Below are 21,238 nucleotides of genomic sequence, written 5' to 3'. Positions count from 1 at the left end.
TCCTCCGTCGATCCGGGGCGAATGTCGCCACCAGGTCATAAATCTGGTATAGTCCAGTTAAACGACAATCGTGCGACAGTCGCGCTTCGGATCGCCGCTTCTGCAAAGGAAAATGCCCATGCCCTCCGCCCTTATCGACAGGATCTACGCGCTGTTCGCCGAGCATGGCGACGATCGCTATGGCGAGGAGGTCGATCAGCTGCAGCACGTGCTGCAAGCGGCGCAGGCCGCGCGCGAGGATGGCGCGTCGGACACGCTGATCGCGGCGGCGCTGCTCCATGACATTGGTCAGTTCGTTGACGGGGCCGGGCTCGCTGCCGATCTGCACGGCGCGGACGCGCGGCACGAGGAGTTGGGTGCGGCGCTGCTCGCCACGGCCTTTCCGCCCGCAGTGTATGAGCCGGTGCGCCTGCACGTCGCCGCCAAGCGCTATCTCTGCGCGGTCGAGCCCAGCTATGAGGCGGGCTTGAGTGCCGCCTCCGCACTCAGTCTGCGCTTGCAGGGCGGGGCGTTCGATGCGGCGGGCATCGCGGCGTTTGAACAGGAACCGTATTTCGCCGATGCGGTGGCGCTGCGCCGCTATGACGATATCGGCAAGCAGCCCGATTGGCAGGTGCCCGATCTCGCCAGCTATCGGCCGCTGCTCGAGCGGCTTGTGGTGCGTCCGCTGGCGTGATCCTGCGGCTTCGGCCATGATCGGGCCTATGCAGAAGGCAGCAGAAGCGGGGTCAGGTCCGCATTATCTCGCGCTACGCGATCATCTGGCCGGGGAGATCGCGCAGGGGGCACTGGCCGTGGGCGCGCGGCTACCGTCCGAGCGACAGCTTCAGCTTGGGTCGGGCGCGGCGCGCGGCACGGTGCGCGAGGCGTTGTTCCAATTGGAAGCCGAAGGGCTGATCTATCGGCGTGACCGCAGCGGCTGGTACGTCTCGCCACCGCCAGTGGTCTACGATCCGACGCGGTGGGCGGGCTTCATGGCCTATGTCGCCGAGCAGGGCCGTGTGCCGACGACCGAAACGCTGGGCAAGCAGTCGGTGGCGGCGTCGGCGGCGGATGCGGCGGTGTTCGGTTGCGCAATTGGCACGCCCGTGTTCGCGCTCGACCGCCGTCGCGCGATCGACGGGCGACCGGTTCTGGTCGAGCGGATCCTGGTCGATCCCGCCATCGCACCCGGCTTGCTCGACGAAGTTCTGGATGGCTCGCTGACGGCGGTGCTGACCGGGCGTTATGGTGTTCGGGTGGTGCGCAACCATGTCGAGATGCGGCCGTGCGCGCTGATCAAGGATGTGGCGCGGGCGCTGGGGGTCGCGTCAGGCACGCCGGGGTTGTTGGTGGTACGCTGTAGCTACGATGCGGACGATCGCATCGTCGAATATGACCATGAATATTGGCGCCACGACGCGATCCGCGTGCTGGTCGAGGTGCGTACGCGCGATTAGCCTTTGCCGAGCGCATAGGCTTGCGTCCCGTGTGTAAGGACGCGGTCCTCGGGCAGCAGCGTCGCGACCGGTATATCGGACATGCCGACCAGTTCCTCGTAGAGCGGCGCGAAATCGGTCTCGACCGTCACGCGCAGCAGTTCGTCGAAGCTCGGGATCACAAAATAATTCTGCTGGAAATCGTCAATCCGGTAGTCGGTGCGCATCACGCGCTTCAAATCGAAGGCGATGCGGTTGGGGCTGGCATCGTCGAGCGCGAAGCGGCTTTCGGCGAAGCTGGAGACGATCCCGGCACCATAGATGCGCAAGCCCTCGGGCTCGGCGATCAACCCGAATTCGACCGTGTACCAATAGAGCCGCCCGAGATATTTGAGCGCATCCAGCCCCTGCGCACGCTGCCCGCCGCGACCATAAGCTGCGAGATAATCGGCGAAGACCGGGTCGGCGAGCATCGGCACATGGCCGAACACGTCGTGGAACACGTCGGGTTCCTGCAGATAATCGAGCTGGTCGGGACGGCGGATGAAATTGCCCGCGACGAAGCGGCGATTGGCCATATGGTCGAAGAACACGTCGTCGGGCACCAGCCCCGGCACCGCCACGACTTGCCAGCCGGTGAGCTTCATCAGCCGTTCCGACAGTTCCTCGAAATCCGGGATGCCGGGCTTGGACAGCTTCAGTACATCCAGCCCGCGTAAATAAGCGTCGGAGGCACGGCCGGGCAGCAGCTTCGCCTGGCGGGCGAACAGCGTGTCCCACACACGGTGCTCTTCCTGGGTGAAGTGTGCCCAGTCCTGCGGAATCGTCCAATCGTCCGCCGCATTGGCGGGCGGGCGGTCGAGAACATGCGTTTCTTCGGTCATGACTTCAGGGTAGCACAGCCATAGCAGGGCAGGAAACGGGTTGCAGATGAAACGACTTTTCAGCGCGCTGTGCGACCGGAATCGGCGATGAAGCCACCATCGAAGCTGTTATGGGCGCTGGAGGTGCCGCGGGGTGCCTGGGGCCTTGCCTCGCTTGCGGGCGCGCGCACGATGCTGGCGCAGGCTCCGCGTGGTGACGGGCGAGCGGTGATGTTGCTGCCGGGGCTGTTCAACAGCGATGCTTCGGGGGTGTTCCTGCGACGCTATCTGCATAGGCTTGGCTATCGGGCCGAAGGCTGGGGGCTCGGGCGCAATCTCGGCGCGCGCACGATCGGGCCGGAGGGCGAGCGGCTGCTGGCACGGATCCGTGCGCTGTATGACGAAACGGGCGCACCGGTGACGCTGATCGGGGTCAGCCTGGGCGGGATCATGGCGCGCTTCGCGACACACCGTCTGCCCGGCATGGTGCGCGAGGTGGTGACGATAAGTTCGCCTTTCGCCGGGGACCCGCGCGCGACCAATGTGTGGCGCGCGTTCGAGCTGTTGACCGGGGAGCGCGTCGATGCCCCGCATGTCCGCGCGCAAAGCGCACTGGTGGCGGAGCCGCTGCCCGTGCCGAGCACCGCGATCTGGAGCCGCAGCGACGGGCTGGTCAACGGCATGATTTGTCATGACGCTGCCAGCCGCGCGATCGAGGTGCGCAGCAGCCATGTCGGGGTGCAGGTGCGCCCGGCGGTGCTGCTGGCGGTGGCACGCGTGCTGGGCGGCGACGCGGCCTGACGCACCGCCGCCCTTCGCGGGTTTAGCGTTGGGCGTGGGGCCGGTATTGATCGCAATCGTCGCGATTTTGCGCGCGACAATCCTTATATTGCCGTTTCAACTCCCGCCCCTCGCGGGCTTCCTGCTTGCGCATCTTGCGGCCGTAATTGCGGTCGGCCTCGGACTGACTCGTCGTGGTCCAGTCGACCGCCTTGCTGGTCGCGCGCACGGGCAGGGTGGCGACGTTGACCACCGTCTTGGCAAGGCAACCGCCGACAAGCAGCGGAAGCAAGGCGACGACGGCGATCACGGATTTGCGCATTATTGGCCTTTCGCCTTGGCACGCTGGGCGTTGCGCGCGTCGACGCCAATATAGGCGAAATCGGTAAAGAAGCCATCGATGCCGAGATTGAGGAAGCGCGTGATTTCCTCGGCCAGCTTGCCGTGCACGGCGGGGTCGGTGCCGATACGCAGCGATGGCGGCAGGAACATGTTTTCCGCGCGGAAGGTCCAGGGATGGAGCCGCAGCCCTGCCGCATGCGCGTCGGCGACGAGCGTGGAGGGTGCAGCATCGCCGCGCTGGATCATGTCTTTATTGGGGCCGATCCCGTACGCATAAGCGGCGACGGCCTTGAGCCCTTCTGGCGTGATCATCGCGGCGTAGCTCGGCGCGGCCTTGTCGGCGGGGGCACCGGCGGCATCCATCAACTGGATCAGGCGCAGGCCGGTCATGGTGTGGAGTTGCTTGAGGTTGTTGACCTCGAACGACTGGATGAACACCGGGTCGCTCGGCTTGGACCAGCCCGCCGCCTGCAACTGCGCGACGAGGCGCGCCTCCATCGGATGGCCGATGCTGGCGAAATAGGTCGGATGCTTGGTCTCGGGATAGATGCCGACGATGCGGCCACCGACCGAGTGCTTCTTGGCCAGCGCGATCACCTCGGCCAGCGTCGGCACTTCGAACTGGCCGTCATATTTGGCGTTGTCGGGCCGGACCTTGGGCAGCCGCTCGATCGCGCGCAGCGTCTTCAACTCGGCGAGCGTGAAATCCTCGGTAAACCAGCCGGTGTGGGTTTCGCCGTCGATCACCTTGGTGGTGCGGCGCGCGGCGAATTCTGGGTGCTTGGCCACATCGGTGGTGCCGGTAATATCATTCTCATGGCGCGCGACGAACACGTCGTCCTTGGTCAGCACCAGATCGGGCTCGATGAAATCGGCCCCCTGTTCGATCGCCAGCGTATAAGAGGCGATGGTGTGTTCGGGCCGCAGCCCGCTCGCGCCGCGATGCGCGATGACGATGGGGGAGGAAAGCGGCTTCACCGGCACAGTCTGCGCCATCGCGCCGGGCGATACCAGCAATAGTGCCGCCATACCGGCTGTTCGAGCGCGCGCGATCCCTTTAAGAAGGACAGGTGCGCGCCGATATACGGAAACCAAAGCGTTCATAATCGTTACCCCAAGCTCAACGGGAGGCGAGCCTCAATGCATTTCACCATCAATGGCGCGACCCATTCGGTCGAGCCCGATATCCGTGCCTCACTGCTCGATGTGCTACGCGAACATCTCGGGCTGACGGGAACGAAGAAGGGCTGCGACCATGGCCAGTGCGGTGCGTGCACGGTGCTGGTCAACGGCCGACGGATCAATGCATGCCTCACATTGGCGGTGATGCATCAGGATGATGACATTCTGACGATAGAAGGACTTGGCAGCGCAGATCAGCTCCATCCATTGCAGGCCGCCTTCATCAAGCATGACGGATATCAGTGCGGATATTGCACGCCTGGGCAGATCTGTTCGGCGGTCGGGATGCTCGACGAGGTGGCTAAGGGCTGGCCGAGCCATGTCAGCGCCGACCTGGAAACGATCACGCTCGACGGGCACGAGATTTCGGAGCGGATGAGCGGCAATCTGTGCCGCTGTTCGGCTTACCCCAACATCGTCGATGCCATTGCTGAAGTTGCCGGGGCGGAGCGCGCATGAAGACCTTCACCTATAGCCGTGCCGAAAGCCCGGAGGCGGCCGTTGCAGCCGGCGGTCGCTTCATCGCGGGCGGCACCAATTTGCTCGACCTGATGAAGCTGCAGATCGAGACGCCGGAGAAACTGGTCGACATCAGCCGGCTCGATCTCGCGCGGATCGAGCGGCGCGGCGATGGCGGGCTGACCATCGGGGCATTGGTGCCCAATAGCGACCTCGCCGCCGATCCCCAGGTGATCGCCGATTATCCCGTGCTGAGCCGCGCCTTGCTCGCCGGGGCATCCGGGCAATTGCGCAACAAGGCGACCACCGGGGGCAATCTGCTCCAGCGCACGCGTTGCCCGTATTTTTACGACACCGCGATGGCGTGCAACAAGCGCGATCCCGGTGCGGGGTGTTCGGCGATCGACGGGTTCAACCGCAATCTCGCGATTCTCGGGACCAGCGAGCAGTGCATCGCCACCAACCCCAGCGACATGGCGGTGGCGCTGCGCGCGCTGGATGCGACGATCGTCACGCTCACCTCTGACGGCGACAAGCGCCGGATCGCGATCGGCGATTTCTATCGCTTGCCGGGGGATACGCCCGAAATCGAGACGGTGCTGCGGCCGGGCGAACTCATCACCCATGTCGAACTGCCCGTGCCGCCTGCCGGTGCGCAGGCCTATCGCAAGGTGCGCGACCGCGCGTCTTATGCCTTTGCCTTGGTGTCGGTGGCAGGGGTGGTTGCGGTTGTGGACGGGAAGATCGCCTCCGCCGCGCTGGCGTTTGGCGGGCTTGCGCCGATGCCGTGGCGCGACTCGGCGGTCGAGGTCGCGCTGGTCGGGCAAGCGCCGAGTGACGCCGTGTTTGCGGCTGCGGCGGACGCGCTGCTGGCCGACGCCAGGGGCCACGGCGCGAACGATTTCAAGATACCGCTCGCGCACCGGACGCTGATCGCGACGCTGCGCACGCTGACAGGAGCAGGTGCATGAGCGACTTTACGATGGATGCCGATCATCCCGGCCTCGCAATGGATCGCGGCGTGCAAGGCGTGCTCGGTGCCGCGCTTGACCGCAGCGAAGGCGCGCTCAAGGTCAGCGGCGCGGCACATTATGGTTATGAGCATCTGGTCGAAGGCGAGGTGGCTTACGGCTATCTGATCACAGCGCCCGCCGCCAAGGGCAAGGTGACGGGCATCGATACCGATGCCGCGCGCGCGCTACCCGATGTGCTCGACATCATCGTCGATGATCCGCGCATCCCACGCCAGGCGGCGGCGTTCGGCCCGGCTCATACAGGGAACGACGAGATCGACCATTGGGATCAGGTCGTCGGCGTTGCGGTGGCGACCAGTTTCGAGGCGGCGCGCGCGGCGGCGAAGGCGGTGCGCGTGCATGTCGCCATCGAACCCGGCCATTTCGACACGATGGCCGATATCGACAAAGCGAGCGGCCCGCCCAAGGATTCGCGGCTGCAGGACATTGCCAAGGGCGATATCGAAGCCGCCATGGCGCAGGCGGCGGTGACGATCGACCAGATCTATACCACGCCCAACCACGTCCATGCCGCGATGGAGCCGCACGCTTCGGTTGCGATCTGGAATGGCGACTCGCTGACGCTGCATTCCAGTCTGCAGATCCTCAAGGTCGCGCGGCAAGTGCTGGCCAAGTCGCTGGGCGTTGCCGACGACAAGGTGCGAATCCTGTCACCCTATATTGGCGGTGGCTTCGGCGGAAAGATGCTGGGGCCGGATGCGGTGCTGGCGGCAATCGCCGCGCAGAAGCTCGGGCGTCCGGTCAAGATCGCGATGGCGCGCCGCCAATTGTTCCACAACGTGTATCGCCGCACCGATACCCATCAGCGCATTCGCCTTGCCGCGACCGAAGAGGGCAAGCTGCTGGCGGTCGGGCATGACAGCGTCATCAGCCAGGGTCCCGATGGCGGCTTCATGGAGCCGGTCGCGCTGGGGTCGATCTCGCTTTACGAGGCACCGGTCCGGCATTTCAGCCACAAGGTGGTTACGCTCGATATGGTGATGGCGGGCGCGGTGCGCGCGCCAGGCGAGGCGGTCGGTACGCTCGCGCTCGAAACCGCGATGGACGAGATGGCCGAGGCGCTGGGCCGCGATCCGATCGACTTTCGCAAGCTGAACGAGCCGAAGGTCGATCCGATGACCGGCGCGCCCTTTTCGACGCGCGGCCTCGTCGCTTGTCTCGATCGGGGGGCGGAGGCCTTTGGCTGGGCCAAGCGGTCGGCCCAGCCGGGGCAAGTGCGCGAAGGTGAATGGCTGATCGGCATGGGCGTGTCGGCGGCAGTGCGGATCAATCTGCTGGTCGATTCGGAGGCGCGCGTGACGCTGTCGCCCGATGGCCGCGCGCGGATCGAGACCGACATGACCGATATCGGCACTGGCAGCTACACGATCCTCGCGCAGATTGCGGGCGAGGCGCTGGGGCTGCCGATGGAGCGGATCGACGTGATCCTGGGCGATACCGATTTGCCGCCGGGCGCGGGCTCGGGCGGGTCGTTCGGTGCGGCGAGCGCGGGGTCCTCGGTCGCGCTGGCGTGCGAGGACATCGTCGCGACGCTGGCCGAGCGGATGGGGGCCAAGGCGCAGGACATGACGTTGAAGGACGGTCATGCGGTCGCCGGCAACCGGCGCGTGCCGCTCGCCGAACTGGTTGGTGACGCGCCGCTGGTGGCGATGGGCAAGATTTCGCAAGGCTCCAATGCCCGCACCTTCAGCCAGGCGGCGCATGGTGCGCAATTCGCCGAAGTTGCGGTGAATGCCGTCACTGGTGAAGTGCGGGTGCGGCGGATGCTCGGCGTGTTCGAGGCCGGACGCATCCTCAACGCCAAGCTCGCGCGTAGCCAGGCGATTGGCGGGATGATCTGGGGCATCGGTTACGCGCTGATGGAGGAAGCAGTGCTCGACCAGCGCCACGGCCAGTTCGTCAACCATGACCTGGGCGAATATCATGTGCCGAGCCATGCCGACGTGCCGCCGCTCGACGTGCTGTTCCTCGAAGAGATCGACACCCATGCCAATCCGATCGGGGTGAAGGGACTGGGCGAATTGTCGATTTCCGGCGCGGGCGCGGCGGTGACCAACGCGATCTACAATGCCTGCGGTGTGCGCGTACGCGACTTTCCGCTGACGCTCGACAAGATAGTGTTCGGTTTGCCGGAAATGTGACTCCTCCCCGGAACGGGGAGGATTAGGAGAGGATGATGGCCGATAACGATTCCGTGCTGAACGCCGCCGCGCAGTGGAAGGGCGCGCCGCTCGCGCTCGCCACGGTGGTATCGACCTGGGGATCGGCCCCGCGCCCGCGTGGCAGCCATATGATCGTCCATGCCGACGGGCGGTTTGAAGGCTCGGTGTCGGGCGGCTGCGTCGAGAGCGACATCTTGGCGACCGCCGCCGAGGTGATTGCGGGTGCGCCGTTCCAGCTCAAAAATTATGGCGTAGCCGATGCCGCCGCCTGGGAAGTCGGCCTGCCGTGCGGCGGCGAGATTTCCGTGCTGGTGCAGCCGGTATCGGCCGAAGGCTTCGATCCCGAACTGTTCGACCGCATTGCCGAGGCGCAGGCGGCGGGCAAGGCGTTGGCGGTGTCGACCGATCTTGCCAGCGGGCAAAGTTCGCTGCGCCCGCTGGAGGGCGCGGCGTTTGTCAATCGCTACGATCCGCCGCGGCGGCTGTTCATCGTCGGTGCGGTGCAGATCGCGCAGGCGCTGGCTGGTCTCGCGCGGCAATTGGGCATCCAGGTGACGATCATCGATCCGCGTGCGCGCTTCCTGACCGAGGAGCGTTTCCCCGGCGTCACGCTCGACGATCGCTGGCCCGACGAGGCGATCGAAGCGCTCGACCCGGGTCCGGCAAGCGCGGTGGTCACGCTCAGCCACGACACCAAGATCGACGATCCCGCGCTCATCGCGGCACTCGCTCGGCCGACCGCTTATGTCGGCGCGCTCGGCTCACGCCGCAGCCATGCCGCACGGCGGGAGCGTTTGGCGGCGGCGGGCGTTGCAGACACGGACATCGATCGCATCGATGCGCCGGTCGGGCTCGATATCGGCGCGATCGGCCCCGCCGAAATCGCGCTGTCGATCGCGGCGGCCATGGTAGGAGCGTTCAACCGGAAGGACTGAAGCGATGATCGCGGTCGAAGAGTGCGTGCTGATCCTGCTCGCGGCCGGGCGATCGCGCCGGTTCGGCGACGCGGATAAGTTGCAGGAGCCCTTTTTCGGCAAGCCGCTGGCCTATCATGTCGTCACCGCGCTGGAGGACGTGCCGTTCAAGGCGCGCTTCGTGGTATGTTCGGGCACCGAGCTCGATTTCGCCAGCCGGGGCTATGCCGTGCTCCACAATCACAACCCCGATGACGGCATGTCGGGATCGGTCAAGCTCGGCGTCGCGGCGGCGCGCGAGATTGGCTGCGCAGCGGTGGTGATCGCTCTGGCCGATATGCCGCGCGTGACCGCGACGCACATCCACCGCTTGCTCGAGGCGGCGAGCGGCCCGGATGCGGTGGTCGCGTCGAGCAACGGCGTTCACAGCAGCCCGCCCGCTTTGTTCGGGGTCGACCAGTTCGATGCGCTGATGACGCTGAGCGGCGATGAAGGCGGTCGCGCGATGGTGCGCGCCGGGCGGCATGTGATCGCGCCCGAGGCCGAATTGCTCGATATTGACCGGCCCGAGGATCTCGAACGCTTGCGCGCGCTGCGCTAGCGCACGTAGCTCGCGCCGTTCACGTCGAGCACCGCGCCGGTCATCGATGGCGGCGCATCGAGTGCGAGGAAGCGGGCGACCTCGGCGACTTCCTCGGGGCTAGCCACGCGACCGAGCGGAATGTCGGCGAGCAATTTGTCCCCGCCGCGACTCTCCAGATACTCTTCGGCCATGCCGGTCATGGTGAAGCCGGGGCACACCGCAAAAGCGAGAATGCCGTCCTTGGCATAGCCGCGCGCGATGCTCTTGGTCATCGCGACCATGCCCGCTTTGGACGCGGCATAATGCCAATGCTGCGGCGAATCGCCGCGATAGGCGGCGCGGCTGGCGATGTTGACGATCCGTCCACTGGTCCCACGGTCCTGCCAATGCAGCACCGCGAAGCGGCACAGTTCGGCGGCGGCGGTCAGGTTGATGCGCATCGTGCGCTCCCATTCCGCAACCCAGGCCGCGTCGTCGCGCGCGATCGGATTGGCCTCGAACACCCCGGCATTGTTGATCAGCACGTCGATTCGCCCGCTCTGCGCCGCGAGCGCGGCATCCCACAACGCGCGCGGAGCCGCCGGGTCGGCAAAGTCGGCAGGGATGCCGCTTGCGGTCCCTTGCCCGATCACGGCCGCGCCGGCGGTCTGGAGCGCGGTCAGGGTCGCGGCACCGATGCCGCGCGAGGAGCCGGTGAGGAGAATGTGGGTCATGCGCGCGGTGTAGCGGGCGATCACGATCGCCGCCATATCGCTCGACGGTGATGGCGAGCGCTCAGGCCGCGACGCTGGCCGAGAAGGCGTCGGCGGCGCGCTTCAAGCCGCCGAGCCGGTCGTCGACCTCGCCGAAATCGTGTTCGAGCGTTTCGATTTCCCCCGCAACGCTTTCGGTGTCCTCGCGGATCGCGGTGATCGTGTTAGACATCGAATCGGCGGCGAGCGCGGTTTCGTCGACGGCGGCGGTGATCGCGGTGACGGTCTGCGCCTGTGCCTCCATCGCGTAGCGGATGCGGTTGGCGCTTTCCTGCACCTCGGCCACGGTCGATTTGATCGAGGCGTTGGTCGCGACGGTCGAGCGCGTGGCCGACTGGATCGCGGCGATCTTGGCGGCGATGTCGTCGGTGGCGCGGGCGGTCTGGCTGGCGAGGCTCTTCACTTCCTGCGCAACCACGGCAAAACCGCGCCCGGCATCGCCCGCGCGCGCGGCCTCGATCGTGGCGTTGAGCGCGAGCAAATTGGTCTGCCCGGCAATGTCGCGGATGAGACCGAGAATCGACTCGATCGACTTTGCATGGTCGCTGAGCGTTTCGGACATGCCGACCGCAGCCCCCGCCTGAGTCGAGGCACGGGTGGCGATTTCGGCAGCCGCTTCGACTTCGGTGCGCGCATCTTCGATCGCGCGGATCAGCCCGGCGGCGGTTTGTGCCGCTTCGCGCATCGCCATCGCCGATTGCTCGGCTGCGGCGGCGACTTCGCTGGTCTTGCCCAGCATGCCGCGCGCCGATCGCGCAGCACCCTGCGCCTGGACGCGGATGCGATTGCCGAGCGCGGCGGTGCCCTCGATCGACCCGGCGATCGTCGCGCTGAACGCGCTCGAGCGCGTGCGGCGCTCGTCGCGGGCCCGCTCGGCATCGCGCGCGCCGAGATGCGATGCCATGACATCGGCCTCGACCAGCCCGAGTCGCTGTACACAATCCGCCAGCACCCGCAGCCGGGGCGACCCCGCACCAAGCCTGGCTTCGATCCATTCGAGCGTGCGGCTGTGCGCGAAGCTCAACGAGGTCAGCAGGGCGGGCAGCGGAATGTTCGCCTTTTGCGAATCGGTGGCGTGGCGAATTGCCATGCGCATCCAATCGTCGTCCTGCGGCGCGGCATATTTGGCGCGGGTATATTTTGCGCTGTGCGCCACGCGCGCGGACAGATAGTCGGGGGTGAAGAACCCCCGGATATGCGCCGTTTGCGGCAGCGAGAGATAATACTCCCAGAAAGCGCGCGCGATTTCGCCTTCATGGCCGACGATGGCGTCCGCAATTTCGGCGGAGGCGGCGGCGACACTGCCATCCCAATCATAGTCCGCGACGCGCGCGGCGGCAGTGCGGCTTACGCCACTCCACCCGCCGGCGGTCGCGCCCTCGGGCGTCCCGCTTCCAGCCATGTCAGATCCTCTCCAGGGCTCATGCAGCGACTTTCGCGACGAATTCGCTCGCGCTGTTCTTGAGCATGCCAAGTTTCGTATCGAGCGAGTCGAAACCGCGCCCGACGCGGTCGATCTCGGAGGCAACGCTTTCGGTGTCCTCGCGGATCGCGGTGATGGTGTTGGACATCGAATCCGCGGCCAGCGCGGTTTCATCGACGGCGGCGGTGATCGCGGTGACGGTTTGCGCCTGCGCTTCCATCGCATAGCGGATGCGGTTGGCGCTTTCCTGCACTTCCGAAACGGTCGCCTTGATCGAGGCGTTGGTCTCGACCGTCGAGCGCGTGGCGGACTGGATCGCGGCGATCTTGGCGGCGATGTCGTCGGTCGCGCGTGCGGTCTGGTTGGCAAGGCTCTTCACTTCCTGCGCAACCACGGCAAAGCCGCGCCCGGCATCGCCCGCGCGGGCTGCCTCGATCGTGGCGTTGAGCGCGAGCAGATTGGTTTGCCCGGCAATGTCGCGGATGAGACCGAGGATCGATTCGATCGATTTGGCATGGTCGCTGAGCGTTTCCGACATGCCGACCGCAGCACCAGCCTGGGACGAGGCGCGCGTCGCGATTTCGGCGGCGGCTTCGACTTCGGTGCGCGCGTCCTCGATCGCGCGGATAAGCCCGGCGGCGGTCTGTGCGGCTTCGCGCATCGCCATCGCCGATTGCTCGGCTGCTGCGGCGACTTCGCTGGTCTTGCCCAGCATTCCGCGCGCCGAGGTGGAGGTTTTGACCGATTGGCCGCGCAGCACTTCCGATTCCTGGGTCGCCTGTTCGACTGTGGCCGCGATCCCCTCGCGGAAATCGATCGCCAGCCGGTCGCGTTCGCCGCGCGCGGTGTGGGCACGGAATGCGTTGTAGATTTCGACGGTGATCTCGGCTTCGAGGCCGGTCAGGCGCATCACCGTATCGATGAACGTCGGCAAGCGCGGGTCGTCCGATTTCACGCGCTTGAACAGAATTTCCAGAGCGGCTCGATCGCTGGCGCAGGTCATCGACAGCAAAGCCATGGTCGAGACCCCCGCCTTGTAGCCCGAGGCGACCGAGCGCTCCATCGACTCGACCCAAAGGCGCCCGGACACGTCGCAGAAACGGTGGCGCAGATAGGTGACGCCAAGTTCGACCATCTTGGTTTCTTCATGCGGTTGCCAGCTTTGCGCGCCGGGACTCGCGCGCCGCCACTGGGCCCAGAACGCCAGCGCGATGTCTGCGGCATCGGGCTCCAGGATCGTCCACACGTCGCGTGCCGCACTCTCCAGCGAATTGTCGGAATCGAACGCGCGCAGCCGCGCCCGGATGTCGATCGTCGCAGCAACCGTGCCGGGATTGGGCAATTCATTGACGGTCAAGGCGAAAACTCCGTGTCTGGCATGACCGATGAAGCGGACGGTCCGACACATGGCGTAGCGCGATTTGGTTAATGCGCGGTAAGCGCGGTTGCCGCCCTGCGACGATCGCCCCTTCGATTCGCTCTGGCCAACCGCGCTGCGGGCGATGTCGGCATGTTCGCCACCAGGGCCCGGGGGCGCATGTAGCGATTGCATGCGCACAAGCAGCCTACAAACCTTGCATCGCGCGCTTCGGTGTCTAAGAGAGCACACCTGTATCAGACCGCACATTTCGACCCATCAATCGACGAGGACGTTCCGCCTTGGCCAGCTCTGCTCCCCGCGCCCGCCCGCTCAGCCCGCATCTGTCGATCTGGAAACCGGGTCCGCACATGATCGTTTCGATCGTTCACCGCATCACTGGCGATGGCATGGCGACGGTCGGCACCGTGGTGCTGGTGTGGTGGCTCGCGGCGCTGGCCGGTGGTGCCAAGAGCTATGCGACCTTCACCTTCGTGTTTGGCGAATGGCTGGGCGGGGCGCTCGGCTATCTGTTCGGCATCGGCTTGACGCTGTGCTTCTTTCAGCATCTCGCCACCGGCATCCGCCATTTCGTGCTGGATACCGGGGCCGGTTATGAACTGAAGCGCAATCGCGTCGGGTCGATCGCGACGATGGTATTTTCGGTCCTCGCGACCGTGGCCTTCTGGGCCTATTTGCTGATGGTGAAATAAGATGGGCAATGGAACCGAACTCGGCCGCGTGCGCGGCCTCGGCAGCGCCAAGGAAGGCGCGCATCACTGGTGGGCGCAGCGTGTCACCGCAGCGGCAAACCTGTTCCTGATGGTCTGGTTCTTCGTCGCCATCGCGCGGATGCCTGCTTATGATTACGACACCGCGCGCGGCTGGCTGCAATCGCCCTGGGCGGCGATCCCGATGGGCTTGCTGATCGTGTCGGTCTTCTACCATTTCCGACTCGGCCTGCAGGTGCTGATCGAGGATTATGTCCACGGCGCAGCACGCGTCGCGTGGCTGCTGATCCTCAATTTCTTCACTTTCGGCACCGCCGCCATCGCCCTTTTCGCGATCCTCAAGGTCGCCTTCACCGCCACCACCGGAGCGCCGCATGCCTGAGGCATATAAGATCATCGACCATACCTATGACACGGTTGTCGTGGGTGCCGGGGGCTCGGGCCTGCGCGCGACGATGGGCAGCGCCGAAGCCGGGCTGAAGACCGCGTGCATCACCAAGGTGTTCCCGACGCGCAGCCACACCGTGGCGGCGCAGGGCGGCATTGCCGCCAGCCTAGGCAATATGGGGCCGGACCACTGGACCTGGCATATGTACGACACCGTCAAGGGCTCCGACTGGCTCGGCGACCAGGACGCGATCGAATATATGGTCCGCGAGGCGCCGCAGGCGGTGTATGAGCTGGAACATGCCGGTGTGCCGTTCAGCCGCACCAATGAAGGCAAAATCTATCAGCGCCCGTTCGGCGGCATGATGCAGAATATGGGCGAAGGCCCGCCCGCGCAGCGCACCTGCGCCGCGGCCGACCGTACCGGCCACGCCATGCTGCACGCGCTGTACCAGCAGAGCCTGAAGTATGACGCGGACTTCTACATCGAATATTTCGCGCTCGACCTGATCATGGAAAACGGCGTGTGCCGTGGCGTGATCGCTCTGTGCATGGATGACGGGTCGATCCACCGCTTCCGCAGCCATGCCGTCGTGCTGGCAACCGGCGGCTATGGGCGGACCTATTTCTCGGCGACCTCGGCGCACACCTGCACCGGCGACGGCGGCGGGATGGTGCTGCGCGCCGGGCTGCCGCTGCAGGACATGGAATTCGTCCAGTTCCACCCGACCGGCATTTACGGTGCGGGTGTGCTCATCACCGAGGGCGCGCGCGGCGAGGGTGGTTACCTGACCAACTCCGAGGGCGAGCGCTTCATGGAGCGCTACGCGCCGAGCGCCAAGGATCTCGCCAGCCGCGACGTCGTGTCGCGCTCGATGGCGATGGAAATGCGCGAGGGGCGCGGCGTCGGCAAGGAGAAGGACCATATCTTCCTTCACCTCGACCATATCGACCCGAAGGTGCTGCACGAGCGGCTGCCCGGCATCACCGAAACCGGCAAGATCTTCGCCGGTGTCGACCTGACGCGCCAGCCGCTGCCGGTCACGCCGACGGTGCATTACAATATGGGCGGCATCCCCTGTAACTTCCACGGCGAAGTCGTGCAGTTGAAGGACGGCAACCCCGACAGCGTCGTGCCGGGCCTGTTCGCCGTGGGCGAGGCGGCGTGCGTCTCGGTGCATGGCGCGAACCGTCTCGGCTCGAACAGCCTGATCGATCTCGTGGTGTTCGGCCGCGCGACCGGGCTGCGCCTGAAGGAGACGCTCAAGCCCAACACGCCGCACGGGCCGCTGCCCAAGGGGTCGGAAGAGCTGGCGCTCGGCCGTCTCGACCATTTCCGCAATGCTAAGGGGGGCTCGCCGACCGCGGCGATCCGGCTGGAGATGCAGCGCACGATGCAGAAGAATTGCGCGGTGTTCCGCGACAATGCGCTGCTCAGCGAAGGCGTCGAGAAGATCGGTGCGACCTATAGCCGCCTGGCCGATGTCGATGTGCAGGATCGCTCGCTGATCTGGAACACCGATCTGGTCGAGACGCTCGAACTCGACAATCTGCTGGCGCAGGCGGTGGTGACGATGAACTCGGCGGCCAACCGCAAGGAAAGCCGCGGCGCGCACGTCAACGAGGATCATCCCGATCGCGACGACGTCAATTGGATGAAGCACACCACCGCGACCTTCACTGGCTGGGGCGGCAAGGACGGCACGGTCGATCTCGGCTTCCGCCCGGTGCATGATTATACGCTGACCGACGACGTCGAATACATCAAGCCTAAGAAGCGCGTATACTGATCGCGCGTCCCGGCCCTCCCCCTGCAAGGGAGGGCCGGGATCTTGCCAATCGCGCCGGAACTCTCGCGCGCGTCGGAGGTTTGCGCGCTCATGTCCCAGCCCCGCTATCCCCTGCTCGCCAACCCGCACATTCGCTTGTCTGGGCCGGTCGACCAGATGATGTATTCAAGCTTCCGCCAGCAGCTCGAGCAATGCCCGGGCGAGGGCACGCTCGTCATCGCCCTAACGACGCTTGGTGGCGACCCCGAGGTCGCGCGGACGATGGCCGACGATATCCGTTTGCTCGAGGATCATGACGGGCGCGAGATTTTGTTCCTGGGCAAGGTCGCGGTCTATTCGGCAGGTGCCACGTTCATGGCGGCCTTCCCGGTCGATCGCCGCTTCCTTACGCGGCACACGCGGCTGATGATCCATGAGCGCACGATCACCAAGACGCTCAACCTCAACGGCCCGCTGCGCATGGTCGTCGCCTCAATCAAGGCGGCTTTGCACGAAGTCGAGCATTCGATCCTGATCGAGGAGGAAGGCTTTCGCGACATCGTGATGGGCAGCCGAGTCGATTTCGAGGAACTGCGCGAAAAGGCTCCGTCCAACTGGTACATTGAGGCCGAGGAAGCCCGCGCGCTGGGGCTGGTGCTCGACGTGATTTAACCGCGTATCGCGGCGGCGCTGGCGGGCGGTGCCGGAATTTCCGGCACCGCCCTTCGCTTACAGCGAGAAGCCCCCGTCGATGTCGATCGCCGCGCCGGTGATGTACGACGCTTCGTCGCTGGCGAGGAAAGCGGCAAGCGCTGCCACCTCGTCCGCTTTGCCATAGCGGCCGAGCGCGATGCCGGGGGTGAGCAGCTTGGCGATTTCGCCATCGGCGGGATTGAGGTCGGTGTCGATCGGGCCCGGCTGGATGACGTTGACCAGAATGCCGCGTGATCCCAGGTCACGCGCCCAGCCGCGCACCAGCCCGGCCACCGCCGCCTTGGTCGCGCCGTAAATGGCGCCGCCTGCGATCGGCATGGTGTGCGCGTTGATGCTGCCGATCACGATGATCCGTCCACCATCGGCGATCATCGGCACTGCCGCTGCGGTGCCGGCGAACACGCCGTCGACATTGACACCGAACTGGCGCCGGAACGAGTCGGCCGGATCGGTTTCGATCGAGGCGAAGTCGGCGATTCCGGCATTGTGGACAAGGATGTCGAGCCCGCCGAGCTTTTCGATCGCCTCCTTGATGGCGGCGCGCTGGGCGACGGGATCGGCACTGTCGGCCTGGATTGCATAGCCCTTCCGGCCGGCGGCGGTGATCGCACCGACGGTCTGGTTGGCGGCGTCCTGATTGCCGGCAAAGGTGATGACGACGTCGGCGCCATCGGCGGCGAGCCGACGGGCGATCGCCGCGCCAATCCCGCGCGATCCGCCGGTCACGATTGCTTTCTTGCCCTCGAGTCTGCTGGTCATGATGCGAATTCCCTGGCGCGGCCCGCCCGCTGGAGGGTCTTCGGCGCTGCCTCGCAAATGGCGTTGCGCCCTGCGCGTTCAACGCGCCGTGCCGCTACTTATTCTTTGCATCGTCAAAGATTGATGCGTCGGGGCACCGGCATGGACAATCGCAGTTGCAGCAATTCGTCGCCATAGGGGTTTGCGAGCGGGCCCCTGCTTGTGTACGGCCTATAAGACTCTAGGGCGGTGTACCGCTCCCCACGGATGGAAAGCGCGAGCAAGCGATGGCCGAATTCTCTCTTCCCGCCAATTCTAAGATCAAGAAGACCGGCAAGGTGCATAAAGCCGCTGCCGAGGCGTCGCGGACCAAGAATTTCAAAATCTACCGCTACGATCCCGATGCCGGCGCGAACCCGCATTACGACACGTTCGAGGTCGATCTCGATTCGTGCGGTCCGATGGTGCTCGATGCGCTGATCAAGATGAAGTCCGAGCAGGATTCGTCGCTGACCTTCCGCCGCTCGTGCCGCGAAGGCATTTGCGGGTCGTGCGCGATGAACATCGATGGCACCAACACGCTCGCCTGCACCAAGGCGATTGAGGACGTGAAGGGCGAAGTCCGCATCACGCCGCTGCCGCATATGGAAGTGATCAAGGACCTGGTCCCGGACTTCACGCATTTCTACGCGCAGTACAGCTCGATCAAGCCGTGGCTGCAGACCGTCACCCCGCCGCCCTCGGGCAAGGAGCGGTTGCAGTCGCCGGAAGACCGCGAGAAGCTCGATGGCCTGTACGAATGCATCCTGTGCGCGTGCTGCTCGACTTCATGCCCGAGCTATTGGTGGAATTCGGACAAGTTCCTCGGCCCGGCGATCCTGTTGCAGGCCTATCGCTGGCTCGCCGACAGCCGCGACGAGATGACCGGCGAGCGGCTTGATGATCTGGAAGATCCGTTCCGCCTGTATCGCTGCCACACGATCATGAATTGCGCGAACGTCTGTCCCAAAGGTCTGAATCCGGCCAAGGCGATTGCCGAGATCAAGAAGCTGGAAGTCGAACGGATCGTATAACGCCCTCTCCTGGAGGGAAGGGTTGGGGTGAGGCCGACGGTCGCGTGCGTCACCCTAATCCGCGATGCGGGGGTTACCGTCTCCCGCGGGGAGCAGGCTATCGGGGATCGTCGCGTTTTGACTGAAGCTCCTTTTTCGTATGACGACGATCCCGATCTGCCGGGATGGAAGCGCTGGCAGTTTCGCGATCCGACGCGCTTCAACAGCTTTATCGAGCCGTTGCTGGTCAAGGTCGAAGGCCCGATCGCGCGGGTGCGGATGCTGCCGCGGCACGAACATTCCAATATGCGCGGCGATGTGCATGGCGGGGCCTTGCTCGGTTTCATGGATGTCGCGCTGTTCGCGGCGGCGCGCGGCTTCGGTGTCTTGCAGGCGGGCGGGGCGGTGACGCTCGATCTGTCGGCGCAGTTCATCGGGGGCGGCGCGATCGGCGTTCCGCTGGAGGCGCATGTCGAATTGCTGCGGGAAACGCGCAACATGCTGTTTCTGCGCGGGCTGATTGTCCAGGACGCCACGCCGACGATCGCCAGTTTCACGGGCACGCTCCGCAAATCGACGCCGCCGGGGGCCAATCAGTGAGCCGCAGAGCGTCCGTCCGCTTCGTTCAAGCGCCGAGCGGCGACAGATGACCGACATCCTCAAGCGCTATGATGCGCTGCTCGCGTCGGGCGAGCTCAAGCCCGATCCGGAACAGGCGGCGGCGGCGCGGCGGCTGGCGGATCTCGCCACGGCGCTGCAGGCAACACCCAAGCGTGGTTCCACCTTGTGGCGAGCGCTGGGCCGCAAGCCCGCGCCACCCCGTGGCCTTTATCTGTGGGGCGGGGTCGGGCGCGGCAAATCGATGCTGATGGACTTGTTCTACACCAGCCTCGATATCCGCCGGAAACGGCGCGTGCATTTTGCCGAATTCATGCTGGAGGTGCACCAGCGCCTCGCCATCGAACGCGCCAAGGAGCAGGGCGATCCGATCCCCGGCCTCGCCCATGCTCTGGCCGAGGAAGCGCGGCTGCTCGCCTTTGACGAGATGATGGTGACCAACAGCCCCGACGCCATGATCCTGTCGCGGCTGTTTACCCACTTGCTCGAGGAGGGCGTGACGGTGGTGACCACTTCCAACCGCCCGCCGATCGATCTCTACAAGAACGGCCTCAACCGCGAGCATTTCCTGCCCTTCATCGCCTTAATCGAATCGCGGCTGGACGTGATCGCGCTCAACGGCCCGACCGATTATCGGCGTGATCGGTTGGGGCAGGTCGATACCTGGCTGGTGCCCAACGGCCCCGAAGCGACGCGGATTTTGTCGGGCGATTTTTTCCGCCTCACCGATTTCCCGGTCGAGGATCGTGCGCATGTGCCGTCCGAGGATTTGACCGTACAGGGTCGCACGCTGCACGTGCCCAAGGCGCTGAAAGGCGTTGCGGTGTTCAGCTTCAAGCGGTTGTGCGCGGAAGCGCGGGGGCCGGCCGATTACATTGCGATCGCCCGGCGCTTTCATACGGTGATTCTGGTCGGCATTCCCAAATTAGGGCCGGAAAACCGCAATGAAGCGGCGCGGTTCGTGGCGCTGATCGACGCTTTGTATGAGCATAAGGTCAAATTGCTGGCGGCCGCAGATGCCGAACCGGCGCAGCTCTACGAAAAGGGCGATGGCCGCTTCGAGTTCGACCGTACGATCAGCCGCCTGGAAGAGATGCGTTCGGAAACCTATCTGGCGCAGGGGCATGGCGCGGACTGAACCCGCTTAACAGCGGCGTGTTGGCGCGTTAAGGGAGTTGCTGCCCTTGGGAGCCATGCCATGCTCGTGACCACTACCGAGACTGTCCCCGGCCACACCGTGCGCGCGACGCTTGGTCAGGTGTTCGGCGTTGTCGTGCGCAGTCGCGGGATTGGCGGCAATATCACCGCCAGCCTGCGCTCGATCGTCGGCGGCGAGATTCCCGAATATACCAGGCTGGTCGAGGAGACGCGGCGGCACGCGATCGACCGGATGGTGGCCAACGCCACGCTGATGGGGGCGAACGCGGTGGTGATGATGCGCTTCGATTCGGGCGAGATCGCGCAGGCGATGAACGAGGTCGTCGCCTACGGTACCGCCGTGCTGCTCGATCCCGCGCCCGAGTAAGCGGGCGATGATGCTGCGTACCTTCGTGCTGGTCGCCGCCGCGCTGTTTCTGACGGCGGCGCTGGTCGGTGTGGCGCTCGATCCGGGGACATGGCCGACAGCTATCGCGGCTGGGCTACTGGTAGGCGGAATCGCGTTTGAGCGCGTGCGCTACGGCACGGTGCAGCGCGCGCCCGAAGGGCCTGACTGGCGCGAGACGTCGGAGCGTTTCATCGACGATGCGTCGGGCAAGCCGGTGTCGGTATGGTTCGATGCGAAGACCGGCGAGCGGCGCTATGTGGCAATGGAGCACCCGGATGCGGAATAATTGCACTTGCGAACCATGTGCAATAGGGCTTGACAAAGGCGTTGTGTTTCGGGTTGCCCCGCAGGGAAAACCGGCCTAAGCCGCGCGCGTTCAGGCCGAACGCGGCCGAGACAGGTCGGCCGCACGCG

24 protein-coding genes are annotated in these 21,238 nt (G+C 65.4%); 17 read left to right on the top strand and 7 right to left on the bottom strand.

The window, feature by feature from the left end; translation table 11 throughout:
• Positions 1–118: 118 nt before the first annotated feature.
• Entirely contained in the window at positions 119–676 is a 558-nt protein-coding gene (locus EJC47_RS12665) for an HD domain-containing protein (RefSeq protein ID WP_126848151.1), read from the top strand.
• Between the two features lie 16 nt (positions 677–692).
• Entirely contained in the window at positions 693–1,439 is a 747-nt protein-coding gene (locus EJC47_RS12660; RefSeq protein ID WP_260591564.1) for a UTRA domain-containing protein, read from the top strand.
• On the opposite strand, the gene phhA is transcribed toward EJC47_RS12660, so the two are convergent.
• Entirely contained in the window at positions 1,436–2,302 is an 867-nt protein-coding gene (gene phhA / locus EJC47_RS12655) for a phenylalanine 4-monooxygenase (RefSeq protein WP_126848147.1), read from the bottom strand. The two genes, EJC47_RS12660 and phhA, sit on opposite strands and share 4 nt — an antisense overlap.
• An 87-nt stretch (positions 2,303–2,389) precedes the next feature.
• On the opposite strand from phhA, the gene EJC47_RS12650 reads away from it, so the two are divergent.
• On the top strand, positions 2,390–3,082 hold the full coding sequence (locus tag EJC47_RS12650) for an esterase/lipase family protein (RefSeq protein WP_126848145.1): 693 nt from the start codon (positions 2,390–2,392) through the stop codon (positions 3,080–3,082).
• 22 nt (positions 3,083–3,104) lie between these two features.
• On the opposite strand, the gene EJC47_RS12645 is transcribed toward EJC47_RS12650, so the two are convergent.
• Both EJC47_RS12645 and EJC47_RS12640 read right to left on the bottom strand, forming a co-directional pair.
• A complete protein-coding gene (locus EJC47_RS12645) occupies positions 3,105–3,383 on the bottom strand; it encodes a hypothetical protein (protein ID WP_126848144.1) in 279 nt (92 codons plus the stop codon).
• Positions 3,383–4,432: a glycerophosphodiester phosphodiesterase gene (locus tag EJC47_RS12640; protein ID WP_126848143.1), complete on the bottom strand. Its 1,050-nt coding sequence runs from the start codon at positions 4,430–4,432 to the stop codon at positions 3,383–3,385. Before EJC47_RS12640 ends, EJC47_RS12645 begins: the two co-directional genes overlap by 1 nt.
• Positions 4,433–4,543: 111 nt before the next feature.
• Here EJC47_RS12640 and EJC47_RS12635 point away from each other — a divergent pair, with 111 nt between their 5' ends.
• From EJC47_RS12635 to EJC47_RS12615, 5 genes are read left to right on the top strand one after another with little or no spacing between them, the layout of a single operon-like run.
• Complete coding sequence (locus EJC47_RS12635; protein ID WP_126848142.1) at positions 4,544–5,044, top strand: 2Fe-2S iron-sulfur cluster-binding protein; 501 nt, start codon at positions 4,544–4,546, stop codon at positions 5,042–5,044.
• Positions 5,041–6,015: an FAD binding domain-containing protein gene (locus EJC47_RS12630; protein ID WP_126848141.1), complete on the top strand. Its 975-nt coding sequence runs from the start codon at positions 5,041–5,043 to the stop codon at positions 6,013–6,015. The genes EJC47_RS12635 and EJC47_RS12630 overlap by 4 nt, the downstream gene beginning before the upstream one ends.
• Positions 6,012–8,219: a xanthine dehydrogenase family protein molybdopterin-binding subunit gene (locus EJC47_RS12625; protein WP_126848140.1), complete on the top strand. Its 2,208-nt coding sequence runs from the start codon at positions 6,012–6,014 to the stop codon at positions 8,217–8,219. Before EJC47_RS12630 ends, EJC47_RS12625 begins: the two co-directional genes overlap by 4 nt.
• 35 nt (positions 8,220–8,254) lie before the next feature.
• Entirely contained in the window at positions 8,255–9,175 is a 921-nt protein-coding gene (locus EJC47_RS12620; RefSeq protein WP_126848139.1) for an XdhC family protein, read from the top strand.
• A gap of 4 nt (positions 9,176–9,179) precedes the next feature.
• The gene (locus tag EJC47_RS12615; protein ID WP_126848137.1) at positions 9,180–9,755 is read left to right on the top strand and encodes a nucleotidyltransferase family protein; all 576 of its coding nucleotides are present in this window, start codon (positions 9,180–9,182) and stop codon (positions 9,753–9,755) included.
• Here EJC47_RS12615 and EJC47_RS12610 read toward each other — a convergent pair.
• From EJC47_RS12610 to EJC47_RS12600, 3 genes are all read right to left on the bottom strand, one after another.
• Entirely contained in the window at positions 9,752–10,450 is a 699-nt protein-coding gene (locus EJC47_RS12610; RefSeq protein ID WP_126848214.1) for an SDR family NAD(P)-dependent oxidoreductase, read from the bottom strand. The genes EJC47_RS12615 and EJC47_RS12610 overlap by 4 nt on opposite strands.
• A 61-nt stretch (positions 10,451–10,511) precedes the next feature.
• Positions 10,512–11,891 (bottom strand): methyl-accepting chemotaxis protein, encoded by a 1,380-nt coding sequence (locus EJC47_RS12605; protein WP_126848135.1) that lies wholly within the window; start codon positions 11,889–11,891, stop codon positions 10,512–10,514.
• Between the two features lie 19 nt (positions 11,892–11,910).
• Positions 11,911–13,254: a methyl-accepting chemotaxis protein gene (locus EJC47_RS12600; protein WP_126848212.1), complete on the bottom strand. Its 1,344-nt coding sequence runs from the start codon at positions 13,252–13,254 to the stop codon at positions 11,911–11,913.
• 317 nt (positions 13,255–13,571) lie between these two features.
• On the opposite strand from EJC47_RS12600, the gene sdhC reads away from it, so the two are divergent.
• The 4 genes from sdhC (at position 13,572) to EJC47_RS12580 (ending at position 16,828) form a co-directional block, all read left to right on the top strand.
• The gene (gene sdhC / locus EJC47_RS12595; protein WP_126848133.1) at positions 13,572–13,982 is read left to right on the top strand and encodes a succinate dehydrogenase, cytochrome b556 subunit; all 411 of its coding nucleotides are present in this window, start codon (positions 13,572–13,574) and stop codon (positions 13,980–13,982) included.
• Position 13,983: 1 nt separating this feature from the next.
• Positions 13,984–14,382 (top strand): succinate dehydrogenase, hydrophobic membrane anchor protein, encoded by a 399-nt coding sequence (gene sdhD / locus EJC47_RS12590; protein WP_033966222.1) that lies wholly within the window; start codon positions 13,984–13,986, stop codon positions 14,380–14,382.
• Positions 14,375–16,177 carry a succinate dehydrogenase flavoprotein subunit gene (gene sdhA, locus EJC47_RS12585; protein WP_033966221.1) on the top strand — a complete coding sequence of 601 codons (1,803 nt, stop codon included), beginning with the start codon at positions 14,375–14,377 and terminating at the stop codon, positions 16,175–16,177. The genes sdhD and sdhA overlap by 8 nt, the downstream gene beginning before the upstream one ends.
• Positions 16,178–16,267: 90 nt before the next feature.
• Positions 16,268–16,828 (top strand): ATP-dependent Clp protease proteolytic subunit, encoded by a 561-nt coding sequence (locus EJC47_RS12580; protein ID WP_033966220.1) that lies wholly within the window; start codon positions 16,268–16,270, stop codon positions 16,826–16,828.
• Between the two features lie 57 nt (positions 16,829–16,885).
• On the opposite strand, the gene EJC47_RS12575 is transcribed toward EJC47_RS12580, so the two are convergent.
• On the bottom strand, positions 16,886–17,629 hold the full coding sequence (locus EJC47_RS12575; protein WP_126848131.1) for an SDR family NAD(P)-dependent oxidoreductase: 744 nt from the start codon (positions 17,627–17,629) through the stop codon (positions 16,886–16,888).
• 266 nt (positions 17,630–17,895) lie between these two features.
• Here EJC47_RS12575 and EJC47_RS12570 point away from each other — a divergent pair, with 266 nt between their 5' ends.
• The 5 genes from EJC47_RS12570 (at position 17,896) to EJC47_RS12550 (ending at position 21,110) form a co-directional block, all read left to right on the top strand.
• Positions 17,896–18,681 (top strand): succinate dehydrogenase iron-sulfur subunit, encoded by a 786-nt coding sequence (locus tag EJC47_RS12570; protein ID WP_126848129.1) that lies wholly within the window; start codon positions 17,896–17,898, stop codon positions 18,679–18,681.
• A gap of 117 nt (positions 18,682–18,798) precedes the next feature.
• The gene (locus tag EJC47_RS12565; RefSeq protein WP_126848128.1) at positions 18,799–19,260 is read left to right on the top strand and encodes a PaaI family thioesterase; all 462 of its coding nucleotides are present in this window, start codon (positions 18,799–18,801) and stop codon (positions 19,258–19,260) included.
• 46 nt (positions 19,261–19,306) lie between these two features.
• Entirely contained in the window at positions 19,307–20,416 is a 1,110-nt protein-coding gene (zapE, locus tag EJC47_RS12560; RefSeq protein WP_126848127.1) for a cell division protein ZapE, read from the top strand.
• Between the two features lie 60 nt (positions 20,417–20,476).
• Positions 20,477–20,803 carry a YbjQ family protein gene (locus EJC47_RS12555; RefSeq protein ID WP_126848126.1) on the top strand — a complete coding sequence of 109 codons (327 nt, stop codon included), beginning with the start codon at positions 20,477–20,479 and terminating at the stop codon, positions 20,801–20,803.
• Between the two features lie 7 nt (positions 20,804–20,810).
• Entirely contained in the window at positions 20,811–21,110 is a 300-nt protein-coding gene (locus tag EJC47_RS12550) for a hypothetical protein (RefSeq protein WP_126848125.1), read from the top strand.
• Positions 21,111–21,238: the final 128 nt, after the last annotated feature.

The sequence above is a fragment of the Sphingomonas sp. TF3 genome (genome assembly GCF_003985085.1).
Classification (GTDB): Bacteria; Pseudomonadota; Alphaproteobacteria; order Sphingomonadales; family Sphingomonadaceae; genus Sphingomonas.
Note: the sequence above shows the minus strand (reverse complement) of the source record. Positions and strands in the feature narration are given on the sequence as shown.